This window comes from Lentzea chajnantorensis, assembly GCF_054300775.1.
In genome coordinates this window covers 3,820,250-3,842,653 of sequence record NZ_JBSDZT010000002.1, presented here as the reverse complement: position 1 = coordinate 3,842,653, position 22,404 = coordinate 3,820,250, and the positions used below count along the sequence as shown (strand labels likewise).

20 protein-coding genes and 2 pseudogenes are annotated in these 22,404 nt (G+C 71.5%); 10 read left to right on the top strand and 12 right to left on the bottom strand.

The window, feature by feature from the left end; genetic code table 11:
- Window positions 1–3: 3 nt before the first annotated feature.
- Window positions 4–1,680 (bottom strand): AMP-binding protein, encoded by a 1,677-nt coding sequence (locus ACVDFE_RS19600; RefSeq protein ID WP_458431336.1) that lies wholly within the window; start codon window positions 1,678–1,680, stop codon window positions 4–6.
- Window positions 1,681–1,795: 115 nt separating this feature from the next.
- Between ACVDFE_RS19600 and ACVDFE_RS19595 the strand changes: the two genes are divergently transcribed.
- Together ACVDFE_RS19595 and ACVDFE_RS19590 are read left to right on the top strand one after the other, a co-directional pair.
- Window positions 1,796–2,560, top strand: a complete 765-nt coding sequence (locus ACVDFE_RS19595; RefSeq protein ID WP_360396358.1) for a LuxR C-terminal-related transcriptional regulator — start codon at window positions 1,796–1,798, stop codon at window positions 2,558–2,560.
- On the top strand, window positions 2,560–3,021 hold the full coding sequence (locus tag ACVDFE_RS19590; protein WP_458431335.1) for a nitroreductase family deazaflavin-dependent oxidoreductase: 462 nt from the start codon (window positions 2,560–2,562) through the stop codon (window positions 3,019–3,021). Before ACVDFE_RS19595 ends, ACVDFE_RS19590 begins: the two co-directional genes overlap by 1 nt.
- Window positions 3,022–3,075: 54 nt before the next feature.
- Here the strand turns inward: ACVDFE_RS19590 and ACVDFE_RS19585 are convergent, their stop codons facing one another.
- Window positions 3,076–3,639, bottom strand: a complete 564-nt coding sequence (locus tag ACVDFE_RS19585; protein ID WP_360396356.1) for a TetR/AcrR family transcriptional regulator — start codon at window positions 3,637–3,639, stop codon at window positions 3,076–3,078.
- Between the two features lie 209 nt (window positions 3,640–3,848).
- On the opposite strand from ACVDFE_RS19585, the gene ACVDFE_RS19580 reads away from it, so the two are divergent.
- Window positions 3,849–5,072 (top strand): family 16 glycosylhydrolase, encoded by a 1,224-nt coding sequence (locus ACVDFE_RS19580; RefSeq protein WP_458431334.1) that lies wholly within the window; start codon window positions 3,849–3,851, stop codon window positions 5,070–5,072.
- 125 nt (window positions 5,073–5,197) lie between these two features.
- Here ACVDFE_RS19580 and ACVDFE_RS19575 read toward each other — a convergent pair whose 3' ends face one another.
- The 3 genes from ACVDFE_RS19575 to ACVDFE_RS19565 are packed head-to-tail and all read right to left on the bottom strand — an operon-like array spanning window position 5,198 to window position 7,005.
- Window positions 5,198–6,055: an ornithine cyclodeaminase family protein gene (locus ACVDFE_RS19575; RefSeq protein ID WP_458431333.1), complete on the bottom strand. Its 858-nt coding sequence runs from the start codon at window positions 6,053–6,055 to the stop codon at window positions 5,198–5,200.
- Window positions 6,056–6,100: 45 nt separating this feature from the next.
- Complete coding sequence (locus tag ACVDFE_RS19570; protein ID WP_458431332.1) at window positions 6,101–6,445, bottom strand: AAA family ATPase; 345 nt, start codon at window positions 6,443–6,445, stop codon at window positions 6,101–6,103.
- 50 nt (window positions 6,446–6,495) lie between these two features.
- Window positions 6,496–7,005, bottom strand: coding sequence for a hypothetical protein (locus ACVDFE_RS19565; RefSeq protein ID WP_458431331.1), 510 nt, complete (start codon window positions 7,003–7,005; stop codon window positions 6,496–6,498).
- Between the two features lie 199 nt (window positions 7,006–7,204).
- Here ACVDFE_RS19565 and ACVDFE_RS19560 point away from each other — a divergent pair, with 199 nt between their 5' ends.
- The 3 genes from ACVDFE_RS19560 to ACVDFE_RS19550 all read left to right on the top strand — a co-directional run bounded on the left by ACVDFE_RS19560 (window position 7,205) and on the right by ACVDFE_RS19550 (window position 12,449).
- On the top strand, window positions 7,205–7,480 hold the full coding sequence (locus ACVDFE_RS19560) for a hypothetical protein (protein WP_360396350.1): 276 nt from the start codon (window positions 7,205–7,207) through the stop codon (window positions 7,478–7,480).
- A gap of 54 nt (window positions 7,481–7,534) precedes the next feature.
- Window positions 7,535–10,660 carry a phosphodiester glycosidase family protein gene (locus tag ACVDFE_RS19555; RefSeq protein ID WP_458431330.1) on the top strand — a complete coding sequence of 1,042 codons (3,126 nt, stop codon included), beginning with the start codon at window positions 7,535–7,537 and terminating at the stop codon, window positions 10,658–10,660.
- Window positions 10,661–10,787: 127 nt separating this feature from the next.
- Window positions 10,788–12,449 (top strand): DEAD/DEAH box helicase, encoded by a 1,662-nt coding sequence (locus tag ACVDFE_RS19550; RefSeq protein WP_360396346.1) that lies wholly within the window; start codon window positions 10,788–10,790, stop codon window positions 12,447–12,449.
- Here the strand turns inward: ACVDFE_RS19550 and ACVDFE_RS19545 are convergent.
- From ACVDFE_RS19545 to ACVDFE_RS19515, 7 genes are all read right to left on the bottom strand, one after another.
- Window positions 12,446–13,186 carry a class I SAM-dependent methyltransferase gene (locus tag ACVDFE_RS19545; RefSeq protein ID WP_458431329.1) on the bottom strand — a complete coding sequence of 247 codons (741 nt, stop codon included), beginning with the start codon at window positions 13,184–13,186 and terminating at the stop codon, window positions 12,446–12,448. The two genes, ACVDFE_RS19550 and ACVDFE_RS19545, sit on opposite strands and share 4 nt — an antisense overlap.
- A gap of 281 nt (window positions 13,187–13,467) precedes the next feature.
- Window positions 13,468–13,866, bottom strand: coding sequence for a VOC family protein (locus tag ACVDFE_RS19540; RefSeq protein WP_360396340.1), 399 nt, complete (start codon window positions 13,864–13,866; stop codon window positions 13,468–13,470).
- A 4-nt stretch (window positions 13,867–13,870) separates the two neighbouring features.
- On the bottom strand, window positions 13,871–14,680 hold the full coding sequence (locus tag ACVDFE_RS19535) for a helix-turn-helix domain-containing protein (protein ID WP_458431328.1): 810 nt from the start codon (window positions 14,678–14,680) through the stop codon (window positions 13,871–13,873).
- 55 nt (window positions 14,681–14,735) lie between these two features.
- Window positions 14,736–15,701 carry an ABC transporter permease subunit gene (locus ACVDFE_RS19530; RefSeq protein WP_458431327.1) on the bottom strand — a complete coding sequence of 322 codons (966 nt, stop codon included), beginning with the start codon at window positions 15,699–15,701 and terminating at the stop codon, window positions 14,736–14,738.
- Window positions 15,698–16,597, bottom strand: coding sequence for an ABC transporter ATP-binding protein (locus ACVDFE_RS19525; RefSeq protein ID WP_458431325.1), 900 nt, complete (start codon window positions 16,595–16,597; stop codon window positions 15,698–15,700). The genes ACVDFE_RS19530 and ACVDFE_RS19525 overlap by 4 nt, the downstream gene beginning before the upstream one ends.
- Window positions 16,594–16,989, bottom strand: coding sequence for a GntR family transcriptional regulator (locus ACVDFE_RS19520; RefSeq protein WP_458431324.1), 396 nt, complete (start codon window positions 16,987–16,989; stop codon window positions 16,594–16,596). The genes ACVDFE_RS19525 and ACVDFE_RS19520 overlap by 4 nt, the downstream gene beginning before the upstream one ends.
- Before the next feature lie 51 nt (window positions 16,990–17,040).
- The gene (locus ACVDFE_RS19515) at window positions 17,041–18,018 is read right to left on the bottom strand and encodes an ROK family transcriptional regulator (protein WP_458431323.1); all 978 of its coding nucleotides are present in this window, start codon (window positions 18,016–18,018) and stop codon (window positions 17,041–17,043) included.
- A 37-nt stretch (window positions 18,019–18,055) separates the two neighbouring features.
- On the opposite strand from ACVDFE_RS19515, the gene ACVDFE_RS19510 reads away from it, so the two are divergent.
- From ACVDFE_RS19510 to ACVDFE_RS19495, 4 genes and pseudogenes are all read left to right on the top strand, one after another.
- Window positions 18,056–19,063 (top strand): Gfo/Idh/MocA family protein, encoded by a 1,008-nt coding sequence (locus ACVDFE_RS19510; protein ID WP_458431322.1) that lies wholly within the window; start codon window positions 18,056–18,058, stop codon window positions 19,061–19,063.
- A gap of 13 nt (window positions 19,064–19,076) precedes the next feature.
- Window positions 19,077–19,526: a heme-degrading domain-containing protein gene (locus ACVDFE_RS19505; RefSeq protein ID WP_458434363.1), complete on the top strand. Its 450-nt coding sequence runs from the start codon at window positions 19,077–19,079 to the stop codon at window positions 19,524–19,526.
- A gap of 402 nt (window positions 19,527–19,928) precedes the next feature.
- A pseudogene (locus ACVDFE_RS19500) lies at window positions 19,929–21,336 on the top strand (family 2B encapsulin nanocompartment shell protein).
- 3 nt (window positions 21,337–21,339) lie between these two features.
- Window positions 21,340–22,389, top strand: a pseudogene (locus ACVDFE_RS19495) (terpene synthase family protein); the annotation flags it as partial.
- Window positions 22,390–22,404: the final 15 nt, after the last annotated feature.

Below are 22,404 nucleotides of genomic sequence, written 5' to 3'. Positions count from 1 at the left end.
CGGTCACCCGCGCAGTTCGGGGAACTGCTCGTCGCGCCACTCCGCCGCCTGCTCGACGCCCTGCTCCTCGCGGCCGCGCAGGTCGACGCGGCGGATCTTGCCGGACACCGTCTTGGGCAGCACGGCGAACTCCAGCCGCCGGATCCGCTGGTAGGGCGCCAGGTTCTCGCGGGCGTGCCGCAGGATCTGCAGCGCGGTCTCCCTGGTCGGCTCCCAGCCGGGGCTCAGCGCCACGTACGCCTTGGGCACGGCGAGCCGCAGCGGGTCGGGCGCGGGCACGACGGCGGCCTCGGTGACGGCCGGGTGCTCGATCAGCACGCTCTCCAGCTCGAACGGCGAGATCTTGTAGTCCGAGGCCTTGAACACGTCGTCGGACCGTCCGATGTAGAACAGGTAGCCGTCCTCGTCGCGGGAGGCGATGTCGCCGGTGTGGTAGTGACCGCCGGCCATCGCCTCGGCGTTGCGCTCCTCGTCGCCGTGGTAGCCGGCCATCAGCGACATCGGCCGCTCCCCCAGGTCGATGCAGATCTCGCCCTCGTCGCCGCGCTCACCGGTGATCGGGTCGACCAGCACCACCGGCACACCGGGCAGCGGCCGTCCCATCGAGCCGGGCTTCACGACCTCACCGGGCAGGTTGCCGACCGACAGCGTGGTCTCGGTCTGGCCGAACCCGTCCCGCAGGGTGAGGCCCCAGTGCTGCCGGACCTGCTCGACCACCTCGGGGTTGAGCGGTTCGCCCGCGGCCACGACCTCCCGCAGCGCACCGGGTCCGCCGCTGAGGTCGGCCTTGATCAGCATCCGCCACACCGTCGGCGGCGCGCAGAACGTGGTGACGCCCTTCGAGCGGAGCTGCTCCAGCAACGCCGCGGCGTCGAAGCGGGCGTAGTTGTAGACGAAGATCGTCGCCTCGGCGATCCACGGCGCGAAGAAGCAGCTCCACGCGTGCTTGGCCCAGCCGGGCGAGCTGATGTTGAGGTGCACGTCGCCGGGCCGGATGCCGATCCAGCGCATGGTCGTGACGTGCCCGACCGGGTAGGAGACCTGGGTGTGCTCGACCAGCTTCGGGCGGCTGGTGGTGCCGGAGGTGAAGTACAGCAGCAAGCGGTCGTCGGCGCGGGTCTGCGGGTGCGGCAGCGGGGTGTCCGGCTCGTCGCCGGCCTGCGCGTAGTCGAGCCAGCCGGCCCGCGCGCCGCCGCCGACGGCCATCAGCACCGTGCCGGTGTCCTCCCCGGCCACGCCCTCGAACTTGTCCGCGTCCTCGGCACGGGCGAGGACGTGCCGGACGGCACCGCGCCGCAGCCGGTCGGCGAGGTCGGCGGGCCCGAGTGCGGTGGTGGTCGGCATGATCACCGCGCCGAGCTTCATCACCGCGAGCATCGACTCCCACAGCTCGGCCTGGTTGCCGAGCATGATCATGACGCTGTCGCCCTTGCCGACGCCGTGCCGCGCGAGCCAGTGCGCGACCCGGTTGGACCGGCGGCGCAGCTCGTCGAACGAGTGCGCGCGCTCGCGGCCGTCCTCCTCGACGATGTGCAGCGCGGTGGCGGCGTTGCCCTCGGCGATGACGTCGAACCAGTCGTGCGCCCAGTTGAAGGCGTCCGGGAAGCTCGGCCAGCGGAACGACCCCGGGTCGGTGAGCATCAGGTCGCGGGCCGCGCGGTAGGTGTCGTGACTGGCCATCGGTTGGCCTCCTTTCGCTGGCTGACGAGGGTGCGGTGGCCCGAGGGCACGCCGATACCCCCGGACGGGGGTGCACCCCTTTTCGAGGGTGCTCCCGTCAGCAAGACTGCTGGACGTGCTGCCGGACCGCTTCCCCGCGTTGCTGCCGCAACGCCTGGACATGCTCCGCCGCGCCACCGGGTTGCCCGTGGTGTTCGGCGGCGCTGTCACGGCGGCGAACCAGCTGCTGCTCTCGCACTTCCACGGCACCCGCGGCACGTCGTTGCACGGCCTGCGGGTCGGTTCCGGCCGCGGGCTGGGCGGCACGGCCGTCGCGATGGGCACGCCCGTGCGCGTCAACGACTACGCCTCCACCCGCGCGATCACCCACGAGTTCGACCCGATGGTCGTCGGTGAGGAGCGCCTGACCTCGGTGTTCGCCTATCCGGTCGCGGTGCGCGGCACTGTGCAGGGCGTGCTCTACGGCGCCGTGCGCGGCAACGCCACCGTCGGCGACCGGGCGATCAGGCTGGCCGGCGCGATCGCGCAGGGCTTCGCACAGGACCTGGACATGCCTTCTCTGCACACCCAAGCGGCACTCCGCGAACTGGCCGAGGTCGCCCGCCTCGTCGACGACCCGGCGCTGCGCGACCGGCTCCGCAAGGTCCACCACGACCTCGGCGGCGAACCCGTGACCGGCTCCGTTCCCACGACGCTGACCCCGAGGGAGCTCGACGTGCTGCGGCTGGCGGCCGTGGGCGCGGCGAACCGGGAGATCGCGAGCGAGCTCGGCCTGAGCGCCGAGACCGTGAAGGCGTATCTGAAGGGCGCGATGCGCAAGCTCGGCGTCCACAACCGCACGGCCGCCGTGCACGCGGCACGGTCCTCAGGGGTGCTGTGATGGCACTCGCCCGGTGGCTCGGCGAGCAGAGGTGGCTCGCGAACCTGCGCCCGGTCGTCATGGCGTTCGACCGCGCGCTGTACCGGGTCAGCGGCGGCCGGGTGATGACGACGTCGTTCAGCGGCCAGAAGGGCCTGACGCTGATCTCGACGGGCGCGAGGAGCGGTCAGCGCCGCGAGACGCCGGTGCAGTACGTGCCCGACGGCGACAGCGTGCTGGTCGCCGGCACGAACTGGGGCCGGCCGGACCACCCGGCGTGGACCGCGAACCTGCTCAAGAACCCGGACGCGCAGACGAACGTCCGCGGCACCATCCGCCCCGTCCGCGCCCGGCTGCTCGAAGGCGCCGAACGGGACGAGGCGTGGGGCAAGATGCTCGCGGTGTGGCCCGCGTTCGACGGCTACGTCACGCGCTCCGGGCGGGCACCGCGGGTGTTCCGGCTGGTTCCCGCGTCCGGCTGAGCTCCCGGGCGAGCCACGCGCAGCCAGTCGGCAGCAGCACGCCGTGCGCGATCTTCACGTGGTCCCCCCGAGGCTGTCGAGGTACATCCGGACGAGCTGGTCGTAGGTGTCGTCGAGCTCCTCCGGCAGGCCGAACCCGCCGCGGGCCTCGAGGTCGGCGAACCCGTGCACGAGGACCCGCAGCCGGCGCGTGGCGTGGACGGCGTCGGAACCTTCGAGGCCGTACCCGCGCAGCGTCGCGAGCATGACCTCCATCAGCCGCACACCCGCCTCCCGCAACGACGGGTCGTGCAGCGGGTCGACCGACATGGCCGCGTACCGCCTCGGGTGCTCGCGGACGTAGGCGCGGTACTCGTGCATCAGCACGGTGACCGCGTCGTCGCCCGCCCTGCCGAGGACCGCCTTTGTGAAGCGCTCGGTCATGTCGTCGAGCGCGCGCACGGCGACGTGCGCCTTCAGCTCCGCGAGGCTGCCGACGTGCTTGTAGAGCGAGGGCGTGGCCACCCCGGTGCGCGCGGCGACGGCGGCGAGCGTCAAGCCCTCGACCCCGTGCTCGTCCAGCACCGCCACCGCGGCGTCCACGACAGCGGCGGTGCTCAGCCTGGCTCGAACGTTCACAGCCCGGAGGCTAATGCCCTTAGCCTCATCGCGCAAGCGAGTCCGTTCGTGTCAACTGGCTCCAAACCTGCTGGTCACGGCCTGGAGTTCTTGAGAGCGCTCCCACGTGACGACAACCTGAAAACGTTTACAAGTTGACCGAGAGTCACGGCGCGACAACACTTCCGAACCACTGGGCGCACAACTAAACACCCGGAAAGGTCGGTTCGATGCAGCGACGCATCGGGACGGCCCTTGCCGCCGCCTTGATGGTGGCCGCAGGGATCACCGTCGCCACCACCAGCCAAGCTCCCCCTGCCAACGCGGCGGTGACCTGGGCCGACGAGTTCAACGCTCCCGCCGGCACCGGTGTCGACGGTGGCAAGTGGAACATGGAAGTGGGCAACAACAACGGCAACAACAGGGAACACCAGTGGTACCAGGCCGGTACCTCCAACGCGGCGCACGACGGCCAGGGCAACCTGGTCATCACCGCCAAGAAGGAGAACCCCGGCAACTACAACTGCTGGTACGGCCGCTGCCAGTACACGTCCGCGCGCATCAACACCGCGAACAAGTTCACGCAGACCTACGGCCGCTTCGAAGCGCGCATGAAGATGCCGCGCGGCAAGGGCATCTGGCCCGCGTTCTGGATGCTGGGCGCCGACATCAACACCGGCAACCCGTGGCCGGGCTCCGGTGAGATCGACATCATGGAGTTCCTGGGCCACCAGACGAACACCGTGTACGGCACCATCCACGGCCCCGGCTACTCCGGTGCCGGCGGCAAGTCGCACGCCTACAACGGCCCGAACTTCTCCGACGGCTTCCACAACTTCGCGGTCGACTGGAAGCCCGGCGAGATCACGTGGTCGGTGGACGGCAACGTCTACGCCCGCAACACCCCGACCGACGTCAACGGCAACCCGTGGGTGTTCAACAAGCCGTTCTTCATCATCATCAACCTCGCGGTCGGTGGTGAGTGGCCCGGCTACCCCGACGCCAGCACGACGTTCCCGCAGCAGCTCGTGATCGACTGGGTCCGCGCCTCCTCCAGCGACTCCACCCCGCCCGCCGGTGGCTCGGAGATCCGCGGCATCGGCGGCAAGTGCCTCGACGTGCCCTGGGCCAACACGGCCAACGGCACGCCCATCCAGATCGTCGGCTGCAACGGCAACGCCGCCCAGAAGTGGAGCCGCCCCGGTGACGGCACCATCCGCGCACTGGGCAAGTGCCTCGACGTCAACGGCGGCGGCACCGCGAACGGCACAGTGGTCCAGCTCTGGGACTGCAACGGCTCGGCAGCCCAGAAGTGGGCCGTCAGCGGGGCGCAGGACATCGTGAACCCGCAGGCCAACAAGTGCCTCGACACCGTCGGTGGCGCCTCGGGCGACGGCACGAGAACGCACATCTGGCAGTGCCTGGGCGTGGCCAGCCAGAAGTGGCAGGTCTGACCTGAGAAGTCTCCGCGCGGACCGTTCACGGCCCGCGCGGAGGTGCGAACTGGGCGTGCACCCCTCGCGGCGGAGAGGGTGCGCGCCCAGTTCTCGTTGTCAGGTCTTGTCTTCAGGCTGTGCGTTCACGTCAACAGCTTGGCGACCGCCCAGTCCTGCACCGCGATCCCGACCGACTTGAACACGGTCCGCCCCTGCCGCAGCGGCGGGTTTCCCAGCGCCGCCCCCAGCTCCACCAGCGCCTCCAGCTTGAGCACCCCGGACCGCACCGCCCGGATGATCTCCCCGGCCTCGCTCAACGCCGCCTCGACCTGGTCCACCACCACGACCTCGGCGCTCGCCAGCAACTCCTGCGGCAGCTCCCGCATCACCGGCCGGTAGGACCCGATCGCGTTGACGTGCACCCGTTCCTTCAACGCCTCCATCCGGAACAACGGCACGGTCGCCGCCGTCGCACAGCACACGACGTCCGCCTGCGCCACCGCCTCGTCGGCCACGGCCGCCACGTCCAGCACGGTGTCCGGCAACTCGTCCCTGAGCCCCTCCAGCAACGCCTCGGCCCGCCCGAGGTGCCGGTTGAACACCACGAGCTTCTTGAGCGGCCGCACCGCGTGCACCGCCCGCACCTGGTCCGCGGCCTGCGCCCCGGCCCCGAGCAACGCCATCTGCCCGGCGTCCTCGTCGGCGAGCAGATCCGTCGCCACCCCCACCACCGCACCGGTCCGCAACGTCGTCAACGGCACCGCATCCGTCGCGAACTGCCCGCCGGGGTGGCTGAACACCACGGTCCCGGTGATCACCGGGTCCCGCTCGACCTCGATGCTGACGACCTTCACCGCGGTCGACGCGCTCGGCCGGTGGTGCACCGCCATGACCAGCGACCGGCTCTCCCCGAACGCCTGCCGCGGCGGCAGGTCGAACTCCCCCGCGGTGAGGCCGGTGAACGCGTCCCGGACGGCTTCGATCGCTGCGGGCATGGTCATGGTTCGGATGGTAACGACCTGCCGTGGCACCTCGGCGGTGCGCCGTCAGGTGGTGATGTGCCGCAGGACTGCGGCAAGGGTCAGCTCGCGTGGTTGAACGGTGTCCACAGAGAGCGCCTCCCCGTGCCAAGGGGGAAAGCCGGCCAGCCGCTGCCGCACGTTGGACCAGTCGCCGGCGTCATGCCAACCGGGGATCCCGCGGCTGCGCCCTTCGAGCCTGCCGCGGTGGATTTCCGGGTCGGAGCAGCGGCACACGACCGCGCGGAGCTCCGCACCGGCTCGGCGTGCCAGGCTGCGCCAGCGGTTCCTGGTCGCCACCTCTTCGGTGGGGTGGTCGAGGATCACGGACTGCCCGGCGACGAGCTGCCGCAGGGCGAGCGTGGTCAGCACTTCCTCAGCGATGGCCAGCGGAGCCTCGAAGTGGCGACCGCCGAACGGGGTCAGCGCGCCGAGCAGCCAGTCGGTGGCGAAGACCGGGATCCCAGCTCGGCGCCTGCCGCGTCGGCCAAGGTGCTTTTCCCGCTGCCGGGCACCCCGGAGAACACGACAAGCCGCGTTTTCGTGGCGGCGGAAGGCAAGTCGTAGTCCGTGAAATCGGCCGGCAACCTCGGTGTCAGATCCGTCGGCACGAGTTCGGTGACCCACGTGCCGGCAATTCGATGCGGCCGGGCGGTCTCGACGACGCAGGAAACGACATCGACGGTGCCGTCGTGGCGGCGGATCCGCGCCTGGGCGGTGGTCTCGCCGACGTCGAGACCGACCACGACGACCGGCGCGTAACGGGCAGCTCGACCGCGGGTCACCTCGACGTACCTCTCGGTTGTGACGACGGCGGTGAACTCCGGCGCGAGCACGTCGGACGCGTCAGCTCCCCAGCCGGACTTCCCGTCCAGGCCGTCGAGGACCCATTCCAGCCGTGCCAGGGCAGGACTGGCCTTGATGCGGTGCACTGTCCCCCCAGGCGAAGTGGTCGAGGCGAGCGGATCAAGCCTACTCAGGAGGCATGCTTGAACGCCGGCGCCTGAACATCACCGCAGTTATGTTTTCGATACCACTCGACCTCGAAACAACCCGTAAGACCCCGCCTTGGAATTGTTCCACGATCCAGAATGATTCTGTGAAGTACCGCAAGAGCGAGGGGATCTTGCCGTGGCCGTCGACGTTCTGACCGAGGACCTGCTGCGCACGTCGCTGTCCCGCCTCTCCCGCGAGGTGGTGGCAACGCACCCGGAGTTCGGCGAGCTGCTCGCCCGCCACATGCTGCTGACCTGTGGAACGGCACCGGACCCGGAACGGGCGGCGCACTTCGAGGAGCTCGGCACGTTGCTCATCGACCTCGGGCACCTGTACCTGGCCGAGGCGAACGAGCTGCGGACAGTTCCGGAAGACCGTGCACCGGACGAAGAAGTGCGCCGGGCCGGGTGACCGGGCGCGGTCCGTCAGGCGGATCTTCACCGCACCGGTCTATGGTCGCGAACTGTGACGAGACGCGCACTGCCGGTGATGGTCGCCGCGGCCCTCCTGACGCCCGCCCTCCTGACGCCCACCGCCGTCCTGGCGCCCGCCCCGGCCCATGCCGGCATCGGCGGTCACATCGAGACGGAACGAACCACCACACCGGTCGCCCCCGGCGTCACGCTCAGCTCCTTCGACTGGTACCGCCCCGGCGGGTGGACCCGCGGTGACGCCATGACGGTCGACCTCACCGGCGGCACCGGGGTGGGGTACGTCGACGCCGGCTCGGTGAGCGCGGCCCGGCCGCTCTCGCTGCAGACGCCGAGGGCGGTCGCGGCGGTCAACGGGGACTTCTTCGACATCGGCAACTCCAACGCGCCCGAAGGCGTCGGCGTCCGGGACGGGCGGCTCGTCAAGTCCGGGCACGGGCGCGCTGTCGGCATCGACGCGGCCGGGGTCGGGAGCGTCATGGAGACGTTCTTCGAGGGCACGTTGAACGGCGTCCACCGGATCACGCAGCTCAACAGCGCGCAGATCGACTTCGACGGCATCGGCGTGTTCACCCCGTTGTGGGGCGGCTACTCCAGGGCGCGGGCCGTGCAGGGTGCCGCGGACACGGCCGAGGTCAGGGTTTCCGGCGACGTCGTCGAGGAGGTCGGTGCGCCGGGTGACCGGCCCATCAGCGGGTACGTGCTCGTCGGCCGCGACCGGGGTGCGGGCGTGCTCCGGCAGCTCAAGCCGGGTGACCGGGTCGAGGTCACCTACGCGAGCCGGACCAGCGACGGCAGCGAGCCCGTCACGGCCATCGGCGGGCGGCAGCTGCTGGTGAAGGACGGCAGGAACGTCGCTCCGGTGGACGCGCTCCACCCGCGCACGGCGGTCGGCTTCTCGCGGGACGGCAGGAAGATGGTGCTGCTCACCGTCGACGGGCGGCAGGGTGCGCACCTGCCGGGCCTGGACCTGCGCGACCTGGCCGACACGATGATCGAGCTGGGCGCCCACAACGCGCTCAACCTCGACGGCGGCGGGTCGTCGACCATGCTCGCGCGGGAACCGGGCAGCACCGCGCTCAAGGTGGTCAACACCCCGTCGGACGGCGCGGAACGCCCGGTGGCCAACGGGCTCGCGCTCTACGCGCCGCCGGGCTCGGGGCGGCTCACCGGGTTCCACGTCCAGCCGGCCGACCAGCGGGTGTTCCCCGGCCTCACCCGCAGGATCACCGTCCGCGGCCACGACGAGACGTTCGGACCGGCCACGAGCCCGCACCTCACGCGCGCCACCGGCGGGTGGGCGGTCGGCGACACCTTCCACGCGGCGCAGCGCCCCGGCAAGGCTTCGTTCACCGTCCACAAAGGTTCGACACACAAGACGGTCGGCCTCACCGTGCTCGGCGAGCTCGCGCGGCTCGCCCCGGCGGAACAGCGGATCAGTCTCGCGCCGGACGGGCGGAAACCGCTGCGCATCAACGGGTTCGACGCCGCCGGCTACAGCGCGCCGATCGAACGCGCCGACCTCGACCTGGACTACGACCGCTCGGTCGTCGACGTCACGCCCGACCTCCAGGTCGTCGCGAAGAAGCCCGGCGCGACCACGATCAGGGCACGGGCGCAGGGCAGGGAGGCGCTGACGGCCGTCACCGTCGGCGCGGCCGACGAGCTGCTCGCCCCGTTCGACGACGCTCCGCAGTGGAGCTTCGGGTCGGCGCGCGCCACCGGTTCCGCCGCACCCGAGCCCGCCGGCCACACCGGCACCGGCCTCCGGCTGAGCTACGACTTCACGAGGTCGACCGGCACCCGCACGGCCTACGCGGTGCCGCCGAAACCGTTGCGGGTCAACGGACAACCGCTGGAGCTCTCCGCGTGGGTGCACGGCAGCGCACGGGGCGAGTGGACGGCGTTCACGGTCACCGACGCGAGCGGCCAGTCCCGCTCCCTCTACGGCCCGCACATCACCTGGACCGGCTGGCAGCGGCTCTCCGTCCCGGTGCCGGGCGAGCTGGAGTTCCCGATCGCGGTCACCCGCTTCTACGCGATCGAGACGAGAGCGGACCGCTCGTACCGGGGCGAGCTGGTCGTGGACGACATCACCGCTCGGGTGCCGCCCGCGGTCGCGCTCCCACCGGTCGCCGAACCGCGCGAGGAGGTCATCGGCCCCGCCACGGGCTGGCGGTTCGCGGTCATGTCCGACGCGCAGTTCGTGGCGAGGGCTCCGGACAGCGCCCTGGTGCGGGCGGCGCGCAGGACCCTGCGGGAGATCAGGGCCTCCGGTGCCGAGTTCGTCGTCGTCAACGGCGACCTGGTCGACGAGGCCTCCCCCGCCGACCTCGCGTTCGCCCGCAGGGTGCTGACCGAGGAGCTCGGCGACCTCCCCTGGTACTACGTGCCGGGCAACCACGAGGTCATGGGACCGGGCACGATCGACGGGTTCCGGCGCGAGTTCGGGGCGACCCACCGCACGTTCGACCACCGGGGCACCCGGTTCGTGCTGCTCGACTCGTCCACCGGCACGCTCAGGGGCGGCGGAACCGACCAGGTCGAGATGCTCGGCCGCGCACTCGGCACCGCGCCCGGTCACACGGTCGTGCTGATGCACCACCCGCCGCGCGACCCGACGCCCGCGCGCACCAGCCAGCTGGCCGACCCGCTGGAGGCGCGGTACTTCGAACGGCTGCTGGCGGAGAACGGCAGGGCCACGTTCATCGGCGGCCACGTCGGCGGGTTCTTCGCGTCCGAAGTGGACGGCGTCCACTACGTGGTCAACGGCAACTCCGGCAAGGCACCGGCCGAGGTCGGCGGGTTCACCGGCTGGACGCTGGTGGGCGTCGGCGAGCACGGCGTGCGGGCGGAGATCCGGCCGCACGTGGACTCGTTGGCGCTCAACGCACCCGCGACCGTGCGCGGCCAGGTGCGGATCGAGCCCACCATCGCGCAGGGCGACCGGACCGTCCGGCTCGACTACCCGATGGCCGCCACCTGGACCGGCTCCCGCTCGCTGCACGTCGGCGGGGCGCAGGGGCTGCGGCCGTGGCACGTGGCGTGGTTCGACCCGGAGACCGACGTGCTCACGGCTGTCCGGTCTGGACAGGTGGAGATCGCGGTCGCGGTGAACGGTGTCGTGGCGCGAGCGGGGATCTCGGTGCGGCGCCGGTAGCGGCGCACCACCCCGGTGCCGGCGGCGGGTGCGCACGGCCTCGGGGTGATTCTCTCACTTCCCGCTCCGGCGCCGACCAGCGGACCTAGTCGGGTGTGACAACCGCCGGTAAGGGAAGATGTGCGCCATGACCACCGCCGACAACGGTTTCGCCGACCTGGGGCTGCGGCCCGACATCCTCAACGCGCTCACCACGCTGGGCTACGAGGAGCCGACGCCGATCCAGAGCGAAGCCATCCCACCGTTGCTGGCGGGCCGTGACCTGCTCGGCCAGGCGGCCACCGGTACCGGCAAGACGGCGGCGTTCGCGTTGCCGCTGCTCGAACGCATCGCCGACCAGATCGGCAAGAGCGACAAGCCGCTCGCGCTGGTGCTCGCCCCGACCCGTGAGCTGGCGGTGCAGGTGTCGGAGGCGGTGCACCGCTACGGCCGGCACCTGGGCACGCGGGTGCTGCCGATCTACGGCGGCCAGCCGATCGGGCGGCAGCTGCGGGAGCTGTCCCGCGGTGTCGACGTGGTGGTCGCCACCCCCGGCCGTGCCATCGACCACTTGGGACGCGGCACGCTGCAGCTCGACGCGCTGCGGATCGTGGTCCTCGACGAGGCCGACGAGATGCTCGACATGGGCTTCGCGGAGGACATCGACGCGATCCTCACCGAGACCCCGGCCGACCGGCAGACGGTGCTGTTCTCCGCGACGATGCCGCCGCGCATCGACCGCATGGCGAAGAGCCACCTGCGCAGCCCCGAGCTGATCCAGATCGAGCGCGAGAAGACCCAGCCGGGCGAGGCGCCGCGGGTGCGCCAGACCGCGTACCTGGTGCGCCGCGAGCACAAGCCGGCCGCGCTCGGCCGCGTGCTGGACGTCGAGTCGCCGACCGCCGCCGTCGTCTTCTGCCGCACGCGCGACGAGGTCGACCAGCTCACCGAGACGCTGAACGGCCGCGGCTACCGCGCCGAGTCGCTGCACGGCGGCATCAGCCAGGAGCAGCGCGACCGGGTCATGGCGCGACTGCGCTCCGGCACGGCCGACCTGCTGGTGGCCACGGACGTCGCCGCACGCGGTCTCGACATCGAGCAGCTCACGCACGTCGTGAACTACAACGTGCCGTCCGCGCCCGAGGCCTACACCCACCGCATCGGCCGCGTCGGCCGCGCGGGCCGCGAGGGCGTGGCGATCACGCTGGTCGAGCCGCGCGAGAACTCGATGCTGAAGACGATCGAGCGGGTCACCAAGACCAAGATCCCGGTCGAGAAGGTGCCGACGGTCGCCGACCTGCGCGCCCGCCAGCTGGAGCTCACCCGCTCGTCGCTGCACGAGTCGCTGCTCGAGGACGACCTGTCGCGCTTCCGCGTCGTGGTCGAGACGCTGGCCGACGAGTTCGACGTGATGGAGATCGCGCTCGCCGCCGTGAAGCTCGCGCACGAGGCCTCCGGTGCCGCCGCGGACGAGGAGGAGATCCCCGAGGTCCGCCCGCGCGAGGACCGCCCGCGCCGCGACGGTGCCCCCGCCGGTCCCCGCCGGGAGCGCCGCGGCCCGTCCGAGGGCATGACCCGCCTGTTCCTGGGTGCCGGCCGCTCGTCGGGCATCCGCCCGCAGGACATCGTGGGCGCGATCACCGGTGAGACCGGCCTGAAGGGCCGCGAGATCGGCGCGATCGAGATCGCGGACCGGTTCTCGCTGGTCGAGGTGCCCGGCGAGGCCGCGAACGACGTGATCACGCAGCTGCGCGACGCGACGATCAAGGGCAAGCGCGTGACCGTGCGCCGGGAGCGCCAGCCCCGCTAGGGCCGGCGGGCTTCTACCAGGAAGCGCGTCGAGGTGCACGCGAACTCGCCGTGCGCCTCGATGTGCTCGTGCATCGCCTTGAGCCGTTCCCGGTACCCCTCGACGGTGAAGCCGGGAACGGTCCACAGGACCTTGCGCAGGAAGTGCACCACCGCGCCGACGTCGAAGAACGCCACCCGCAGCGCCACGGGTTCGAGCCGCAGCACCTCCAGCCCGGCGGCCTCGGCGTCCCGCCGCGCGCTCTCGGTGCTGCGCGCCTGACTGACCGGCTGCGGCCCCATCATGAAGTCGGTGAGCTCGCGGTTCGTGCCGGCCCCGATCTGCTGCGACAGGTAGGTGCCACCGGGCCGCAGGACCCGCGCGACCTCGGCCCACGGCGTCACGACCGGGTGGCGGCTGAGGACGAGGTCGAACGCGGCGTCCCGGAACGGCAACGGCCCCTCGTCCGGCACCCGCAGCACCGCGGCGCCGGGCAGGTTCTGCCGGGCCACGGCAGCGTTCGGCGCCCACGACTCGGTGGCCACCAGCACCGGCGGCTTGACCGGCGCGGACGCCGTGACCTCTCCCCCGCCGGTCTGCAGGTCCAGCGCGGTCCCGACCCGCGCCAGCCGTTCGGCGATCAGCCCCGCGTAGCCCCACGGCGGTCGTTCCTCGGTGGCACGGCCGTCGAACCAGGAGAAGTCCCAGCCCTCCAGCGGTACCGCCGCCCCCTCGGCGACCAGCTCCTCGAACCTCATGACCGCAGATGCCACCACATCGGGCCGGTGCCGGCCACCGAATACAGCGGCACCTGCCCGTGCGCGAGACGCCCGCGTCCTCATCGTCCCGTGCACTGCCCCGGACAGGTGCCGCAGCGAGGACAACGACCGAACGACCGCCCGGTTACGCCTTTGAGACGCAACTCCAGCGACCGTCCGGCCTAGTCACCCGATTCAGTCCCGCAGGCGGTAGGCCCGGAGCACGGTCTGGTCCACCGAGCTGCCCCCAGGACACTCCGCGACCGGTGCGGCGGGTTGCGTCAGGCGCCGCGATAGGTGCCGAAGCTCCAGCGGTTGCCCTCGGAATCAGCCACGGTGAAGCCGCGCGACCCGTAGTCCTCGTCGCGCAGCCCGCGGATCTCCGTCGCGCCGTGCGCCAAGGCCTGGGCGTGGATCTCGTCCGGGCGGTCGGTCACCACGTACACGGACGCGCGGCCGGCGGCGGTCGCTCCTGGCTCGCCGGCGGACCGCTGCGCGGACCCGAGCATCACGCCGCCGCCTTCGGGCCAGACCAGCTCGCAGTGCACGACCTCGCCGTCGGCCGGCCCCGGCACGACGAGGTGTTCGCGGAAACCGAAGCCCTCGACCAGGAACCGGATCGCGGCGGGTGCGTCCCGGTAGGTCAGCGTGGGCCAGCAGGTGGGTGCGGGTGTCGTCATGGGACTACCTTGCGACGTGCGGGCCCTCGCTGCCTTGGACGAATGGAAGCTCGGCCGTGATCCACTCGGTGGGCGTGGCCCCGCACAGCGCCCGCCAGTCCCGGTTGAGGTGCGCCTGGTCGGCGTACCCGCAGGCGGCGGCCACCTCGGTGAGCGTGGGCCTGCGTTCGCCGCGCAGCATCCGGTTCGCCCGCTCGAACCGCATCACCCGGCTCGCGACCTTCGGCGTGAGCCCGTACTCGGCGGCGAAGCGGGCGCTGAGGTGCTGGCGGCTCCACCCGACCTCCGCGGCGATGGCACCTACCCCGGCGCCGTCGGCGAGCCGCTGCCACGCCCACGCCACCTCCACCTGCTGCCGCACCGGCCGCAGCAGCCCGCCGAGCACCCGGTCCAGGTGCGCGAACCGGTCCAGCCACGTCGGTGCGGCCCGCAAGCGCTCGCGCAGCTCCCCGGCGGGCGCGTCGAGCGCGTCCAGCCCGACGGACACCCCGGCCAGCTCCCCCGCGGGCACCCCGAACAACGCCCGTGCGCCCAGTGGCGTGAGGTCGCACTGCACGCCGTGCTGGAACCCGTCGTGGGTGATGAGCACGGCCTCGTCGTGCAGCCCGCCGCACAACGCGGAGAAGCGGCCCTCCGGCAGGTCGACCGTGCCGTCCAGGGTGACGACGAGCGTGAGCGACCGCGAGGGCAGGCCGCGGTGGGTGCCAGGCGCGGTCCGCATCCGGTAGCCGGAGTACCGCGTCACGAACGGCCGTAACCGCGGGTGCGGCAGCCCGACGACGTGCTCGACGTCCACGCCCCCAATGGTAAGCACCGCCGCGCTCCTCCCCTCCCTGCCTGCCCCGGCATCTGCAAGGGGGATGCGGGGTCTAGAGCAGGCGGCGCCGCACCCGCCACACCACCACGCCGAGCAGGACCGCCGCGACGGTCGCGAACAGGGCCGACTCGATGAGCTGGAACGTCCAGAACCGGTCGGCCGGGTGGTAGACCTCGAACCGCTGGATGCCCCGCTCGTGCAGGAACTGGTTGAGGTTGGTGCCGGCCCGGTCGGCGCTGTCCTCCAGTGCGAGGTACTCGGTGGAGCTCAGCCTGCGCCCGGTGGCGTCCGCGTAGCCGCGCTCGACCGTCCAGTCGGCGAAGCCGGGTGCGGCCCGGTCCTGGGAACCGCCGACGGGGACCGGTTTCGTGGCGGTGAGCGGTGTGGCGTACGCGGGACGGGCCAGCAGCGCCACCGACATCCGGGCGGCGAGGAACGCACCGAACGCGACGCCGAACGCGGGCAGGCTGCGCCGCAGGACCGCACCGGCGGCGGTGGCCACGCCGAACGCGAACAGCGCGTACGCCACCGGGACGAGCCCCTGCAGGTCGAAGGCGTCGTACTGGAACCGCCCCTCCCACGCGTCGAACGGCCGGCGGAACCACGTGAGCACCGCGGTGAACAGGCCGGTGAGCGCGACGGTGACGCCGGCCAGTGCGAGGAGCTTGGCCGCGAGCCAGCGCATCCGCGGCACGGCCTGCGTCCAGGCGAGCTGCCAGGTGCCGTCCTCCAGCTCGCGCGCGAGCAGCGGCGCCCCGAGGAACGCGCCGATGACGACGGGGACCAGGTAGAAGGCGGCCAGGAGGTTCTCGACGAACCCGTACTCGTCGTCGAGCCGGCGGAACGCGGCCGTGCAGGCGTCGCTGACACCGGCCTGCCCCTCGCACCGGGCGGGACCGCCGGGGAACAGGTCGTGGGCCTGCATCCCGAGCACGAGCAGGGCGATGCCGAACGCGCCGACGAGCAGGCCCAGGACGCAGACCTCGGTCCGGTGCTGACGCCAGAGCAACCACGTCATGACGCCCCCACCGGCGTGACCGCGGCACCCGGCTCCGACGGCCGGCTCAGGTACGCGAGCACCAGGTCCTCCAGCGCGACCGGCCGGGCCTGCCACCCCGGCGCGACCGGGAGCCCGCCGTCGCGGACCAGCAGGGTCGTGTGCCGGTCGCTGTGGACGGCCTCCACGACGGTGCCGGCCCGGTCGAGGTCGGTGGCCGTGCGCGGGCCGACGAGCAGCCGGTGCTCGGCGAGCAGGGTGTCGATGTCGCCGGTGAGCGTGACCCGGCCCTGGTTGAGCACGACCAGGTGGTCGCAGACGCGTTCCAGCTCGTGCACGACGTGGGACGAGAACAGGACGGTCACGCCTCCTTCGGCCACCGCGCCCATGAGGACTTGGAGGAACTCGCGCCGGGCCAGCGGGTCGAGGCTCGCCACCGGCTCGTCGAGCACGAGCAGGTCCGGCCGCTTCGCCAGTGCCAGTGCCAGCGCGACCTGGGCCTGCTGTCCGCCGGAGAGCGTGCCGGTCCTGCGGTCGAGCGGGATGCCCAGCGCCGCCAGCCGGCGTTCGGCCAGCCCCTGGTCGAACCGCAGGTTGCAGGTCCGGCCGAAGCGGAGCATCTCGGCGACGGTGAACCGCTTGTACAGCGGGTGGTCCTGGGCCAGGAACCCGATCCTGGACAGGGTGTGCGGGGTGCTGGCGGTGACGTCGTGGCCGAGGACCTCCACCGTGCCGGTGCTCGGCGCCAGCAACCCGACGACCAGCCGCAGCAACGTGGTCTTGCCCGCGCCGTTCGGCCCGACCAGGGCGATCACGCCGCCCGCGGGCAGGGACAGGGTGCAGTCGCGCAGCGCCCAGCCCTTCCGGTACCTCTTGCCGACACCGTCGGTGCGCAGCGCAAACCCGGCCGCCGTCACGCCACGTCCTCGTTCCTGACCTGCTGGTGCACCGAGGTGAGCAGCGCGGTGACCGCCTGCTCGTCGAGGCCCGCCGCGTAGGCACGGCGCAGCCAGGTCGCCAGGCCGCGGCGCAGCGACGTGTACGTCGAGGCGGGCATCACGGGCGACTGCTGCTCGTTGACGAACGTGCCCTGGCCGGGCCGGCCGGTGACCAGGTCCTCCTGCTCCATCTGCCGGTACGCCTTGGCGACGGTGTTCGGGTTGATGGCCAGGTCCTCGACCACCTCGCGGATGAGCGGGAGGCGGTCACCGGGGTGGAGGAAGCCCAGCAGCACCGCCTGGCGCACCTGCTGGACGAGCTGCAGGTACGGCGGCACGCCGGAGTGGGTGTCGAGCCGGAAGACGAACACGGGAGCCCCTTACTGCTTTCCTAGTAGCATAGTAAAGCAGTGAGGGTTCCGTCAGAACAGCTCCCCCAGCACGAGCAGCGCGGCGCCGACGGGCACGAGGTCCGGGCCGTGCGCCGACACGCTCACGTCCACACCGGCCAGTGCCCGCAGGTACAGCTCCGGCGACTCCAGGACCCGCCGTCCACTGAGGACGATCTGGTCGAGGTCCAGCAGCTGCACCAGGTTCACCACCGCGGCCGCGAGCACCCGTGCCGCCTCCGTCCCGGACACCGCCGCGTTGTGCACCGCCTCCACGCACCCGCGCCGCCCGCACACGCACAGCGGGCCGTCGAGCTGGATCGTGGTGTGCCCGAACTCGCCCGCCCCCGACCGCGCGCCGCGGTGCACCTCGCCGCCGAGCAGCAGACCCATGCCCAGGCCGGTGCCGGCGAACACCAGTGCCGCGTCGCGCAACGGCCGGGCCCACGCCTCGGCGAGCACGGCCGCGTTCGTGTCCTTGTCGACCACCACGGGCAGTCCCAGCCGTTCCTCGGCCAGCACCCGCAACGGCACCGCCGACCAGCCGGGCAGCCCGTTCGGGGACACCACCCCGTCGCGGAAGTCGAGCGGGCCCGCGATGGCGATGCCCAGGCCCAGCACGTTCCCGCCCGGCTCGACCAGCGGCGCGAGCGCGTCCAGCACGTCCGCGGGCGCGAACATCGGCGCGAGGGGCACGACCGACGACGACACCTGCGCGCCGGTGAGGTCGAGGCGCACGACCCGCAGCTCGTCGCGGTCGACGTACGCGCCGTAGGCGCAGGCACCGTCGGCGCGCAGCCGCAGCGACGTCCGGGGCTTGCCGCGACCGCCGCCGCGCACGGTGCCGGTCTCCTCCAGCAGGCCGGCCGCCAGGAGCCGTGCCACGATCTTCGACACCGCCTGCGGGGTCAGCCCGGCGCGGTCGGCGATGTCGGCCCTGCTCAGAGCCCCTGAACGCACGAGCCCGAGCACTGTCCGGTCGTTGTGCGAGCGCACTGCGGCGAGGTCCACCTGGCAATTATGCAACAGCGTTGCTTTAATCGGGACCATGACACGGGCAGGACTGCTGGGGTACGGCATCGCGGGACGCGTCTTCCACGCCCCGCTCATCACCTCGACCGAGGGCATGGAGCTCGCCGCGGTCGTGACGGCGAACCCGGAGCGGCAGGCGCAGGTGCGCGCCGACCACCCCGGGGCGCGCATCGTCACCGCGGACGAGCTGTTCGCCATGGACCTCGACCTGGTGGTGGTCGCGACGCCGAACCGGACGCACGTGGAGTACGCGCGGCGGGCGGTCGAGAAGGGCGTCGCGGTCGTCGTCGACAAGCCGTTCGCACCCACGAGCAGCGAGGCGCGGGAGCTGGTCGACGCGGCCCGCGCGAAGGGCGTGCCGCTGACGGTCTTCCAGAACCGCCGCTGGGACAGCGACTTCCTGACCGTCCGGGAGGTCGTCGGGCGGCTGGGTGAGGTCCGCCGGTTCGAGTCCCGTTTCGAGCGCTGGGTGCCCGAGGTCTGGGACAACTGGCGCGAGCGGGGTGCGCCGGAGGAGGCCGGCGGGCTGCTCTACGACCTCGGCGCCCACCTCGTCGACCAGGCCCTGGAGCTGTTCGGGCCGGTCCGGCACGTCTACGCCGAGCTCGACCTGCGCCGCCCCGGCGTGCGGGTCGACGACGACGTGTTCGTGGCGCTGACGCACGAGAACGGCGTCCGCTCGCACCTGTGGGCCAACGCGCACGCCGCCCACCACGGGCCGAGGTTCCGCGTCCTGGGCAGCGAGGGCGCGTTCGTCGTCGACGGCCTGGACGGGCAGGAGGACGCGCTCGCCGCCGGTGGCCGCCCGGCGGACCCGGACTGGGGCGCGGAGCCCCGCACCGGCCGGCTCGGCGTGCTCGGCGACGCCACCGAGGTGCCCCTCGAACACGGCGCCTACCAGCACTTCTACCGCGAGCTGCAGGCCGGGCGGATCCCGGTCGACCCGGCAGGGGCCGTGCACGCGCTGCAGGTCATCGAGGCCGCTTTCACGTCCGCACACGACAACCGGGTGGTGACCCTGTGACCAGCGAAGAGCTCTGGCGCAAGAAGAACGGCTGCAGTTCGGCTCCTTCGACAACGACACCGCGATCGAACTGGGCCTGCACCTGCTCAGGGCGGCTCGCGAGCAGGGCCTGCCCATTGCGATCTCGGTGTGCCGTGGCGGGCACCGCCTGTTCCACGCCTCCCTGCCCGGCACCGCGCCGAACAACGACCGGTGGCTGGAGCGCAAGGCCCGCGTGGTCGAGCTGTTCGGCCACAGCTCGTTCCAGGTGGGCACGTCGTTCCGGGAGAAGGGCACGACGTTCGAGGCGGCGTCACGGCTCGACCCCGACCGGTACGCGGCGCACGGCGGCGTGTTCCCCGTGATCGTCCGCGGCACGGGGCCGGTGGGCACGGTCGGCGTGTCCGGCCTGCCGCAGGCCGAGGACCACGCGTTCGTCGTCAGCCAGCTGGAAGCTTTCCTGAACGCCACGGGAGCGCAATAGCACGAATGACGTCCGGCCCAAAACCGGGTTTTCGCCGCAGTGTGCGACGAGTTCCCGGGAGTGGCATTGACGCACACCGCTTCGGGTGGATTTCGATTGCATTCGAAGCGGTTTCATATAGCAGGGTACTGCCGTCCACCAATACCACAATGGAGTGGTCTTACAGGACCAAACGAGTGACAGCTTCGGAACTCCGAAGAATCAAGCCTCTTCACTCTTCTGCCGATACCACGATCGCCGGTACGGCAGAAGTTGTACCCTGCGTAGCACCCATAGGCGTAAACCACCCACCCGAATGTCGCCTTCTTGGCCGCTTCCCACTTCTCATCCGCGAGAACTAACGTCCATTCCGGCCTTTGTCGGATTGGTCCATCAGCGCATTGAGATAGGTGGGTGCAGGTTGTGACTGTGACGGATTCTGACCTCAATGAGGGCCGTCAGCAGCTGAGTTTGGGTACGGCCGCCGCTCGTAATCTGGCCACGACCACCAAGTCCGTACCCCAGATGCAGGGAATCACCTCCCGCTGGCTGCTCAAGGTGCTGCCCTGGGTGCAGGCGGCGGGTGGCGCCTACCGCGTCAACCGGCGCCTCACCTACACGCTGGGCGACGGCCGCGTCTCGTTCACCAACACCGGCTCCGAGATCCGGGTCATCCCGATGGAGCTGCGCGGAGCTCGCGCTGCTGCGCGGGTTCGACGACGACGCCGTGCTGGCCGCGCTGGCCGGTCGGTTCCAGCAGCGCGAGTACCGCGTCGGCGACGTCATCGTCGAGCAGGGCCGCCCGAAGGACCAGGTCGTGCTGATCGCGCACGGCAAGGTCGACAAGGTCGGCACCGGCGAGTACGGCGGCCAGACCGTCCTGGGCAACCTCGCCGACGGCGAGTACTTCGGCGAGACCGTGCTCGCCGGGCCGCAGGGCGAGTGGGAGTACACCGCGAAGGCGGTCACCCCGGTCACCGTCCTGACCCTGTCGTGGGAGGACTTCCAGGCCCTCAACGGTGAGGCCGGCGGCCTGCGCGCGCACATCCAGCAGGCCTACAACAGCCGCAACAAGCCGCAGAACAAGCACGGCGAGGCCGAGATCGACATGGCGGCCGGCCACGACGGCGAGCCGGTGCTGCCCGGCACGTTCGTCGACTACGAGCTCTCGCCGCGCGAGTACGAGCTGAGCGTCGCGCAGACCGTGCTGCAGGTCCACACCCGCGTCGCGGACCTCTACAACCACCCGATGGACCAGGTCGAGCAGCAGCTGCGGCTCACGATCGAGGCCCTGCGCGAACGCCAGGAACACGAGATCGTCAACAACCGGTCGTTCGGCCTGCTGCACAACGCCGACCTCAAGCAGCGCATCCACACCCGCACCGGCCCGCCGACCCCGGACGACTTCGACGACCTGCTCTCGGTGGTGTGGAAGGATCCCTCGTACTTCCTGGCCCACCCGCGCACCATCGCCGCGTTCGGCCGCGAGTGCAACAAGCGCGGCGTCTACCCGCAGCACATCGACTTCAACGGCCAGCAGGTGCCTGCCTGGCGCGGCATCCCGGTGCTGCCGTGCAACAAGATCCCCATCTCGGACACCCGCACGTCGTCGGTGATGCTCATGCGCGTCGGCGAGCAGAACCAGGGCGTCATCGGCCTGCACCAGACCGGCATCCCCGACGAGTACCAGCCGGGCCTGTCGGTGCGGTTCATGGGCATCAACGACCAGGCGATCATCAACTACCTGGTCAGCGCCTACTACTCCGCCGCCATCATGGTGCCGGACGCGATCGGCGTGCTGGAGCACGTCGAGCTCGGTCGCGAGGGGTAGGTCTTGGCCTCCTTCACCATGCCGGAGTTCTACGTGCCGCACCCGGCGCGGATGAACCCGCACCTCGAACGGGCCCGCGTCCACTCCACGCAGTGGGCGCGGGACATGGGGATGCTCGACACCGGGGTGTGGACCGAGGAGGTCCTCGCGGGCGACGACTACGGGTTCATGTGCGCGTGGACCCACCCCGACGCCCCCGCGGACGTCCTCGACCTCATCACCGACTGGTACGTCTGGGTCTTCTACTTCGACGACGAGTTCTTCGCGGAGTTCAAGCAGACCAAGGACGTGGCGGGGGCGAAGGCCTACCTGGACCGGCTGCCGGCGTTCATGCCGCTCAACGGCACCGATCCGTGGCCGGAGCCGCAGAACCCGACCGAGCGCGGTCTCGTCGACCTGTGGCAGCGGACGATTCCGCTGATGTCGCAGGACTGGCGGCGCCGGTTCACCACGAGCACCCACAACCTGCTGCTCGAGTGCATGTGGGAGATCAAGAACATCGAGAGCGGCACGGTCGCCAACCCGATCGAGTACATCGAGATGCGCCGCAAGGTCGGCGGCGCGCCCTGGTCGGCGAACCTGGTGGAGGTCTCCGAAGCTGCCGAGGTGCCCGCGTCCATCGCGGGCACCCGCCCGCTGCGGGTCCTCTCCGACACGTTCTCCGACGCGATCCACCTGCGCAACGACATCTTCTCCTACGAGCGGGAAGTGTTGCGCGAGGGCGAGAACTCCAACGGTGTGCTGGTGTTCGAGAAGTTCTTCGGCCACGACACGCAGACGGCGGTCGAGGCGGTGAACAAGCTGCTCACCTCCCGCCTGCACCAGTTCGAGAACACCGTGTTCACCGAGCTGCCGGTGCTGTTCGCCGAGCACGGGACCGACCCGTCCGAGCAGGCCCGCGTGCTGAAGTACGTGAAGGGGCTGCAGGACTGGCAGTCCGGGGGCCACGAGTGGCACCTGCACGCCGGTCGCTACACCAAGTCCGACTCGGGTGCGGGCAACAGCGCGTTCTTCCGCACGATCCTGCGCGGGCCGACCGGCCTGGGCACGTCCGGCGCGTGGCTCGGG

Bases quoted from the DNA above. Each gene is read 5' to 3' on its own strand.
- ACVDFE_RS19590 (WP_458431335.1), top strand. From the start codon at position 2,560: ATGGCACTCGCCCGGTGGCTCGGCGAGCAGAGGTGGCTCGCGAACCTG.
- ACVDFE_RS19600 (WP_458431336.1), bottom strand. From the start codon at position 1,680: ATGGCCAGTCACGACACCTACCGCGCGGCCCGCGACCTGATGCTCACC.
- ACVDFE_RS19580 (WP_458431334.1), top strand. From the start codon at position 3,849: ATGCAGCGACGCATCGGGACGGCCCTTGCCGCCGCCTTGATGGTGGCC.
- ACVDFE_RS19510 (WP_458431322.1), top strand. From the start codon at position 18,056: ATGACACGGGCAGGACTGCTGGGGTACGGCATCGCGGGACGCGTCTTC.
- ACVDFE_RS19575 (WP_458431333.1), bottom strand. From the start codon at position 6,055: ATGACCATGCCCGCAGCGATCGAAGCCGTCCGGGACGCGTTCACCGGC.
- ACVDFE_RS19550 (WP_360396346.1), top strand. From the start codon at position 10,788: ATGACCACCGCCGACAACGGTTTCGCCGACCTGGGGCTGCGGCCCGAC.
- ACVDFE_RS19530 (WP_458431327.1), bottom strand. From the start codon at position 15,701: ATGACGTGGTTGCTCTGGCGTCAGCACCGGACCGAGGTCTGCGTCCTG.
- ACVDFE_RS19545 (WP_458431329.1), bottom strand. From the start codon at position 13,186: ATGAGGTTCGAGGAGCTGGTCGCCGAGGGGGCGGCGGTACCGCTGGAG.
- ACVDFE_RS19540 (WP_360396340.1), bottom strand. From the start codon at position 13,866: ATGACGACACCCGCACCCACCTGCTGGCCCACGCTGACCTACCGGGAC.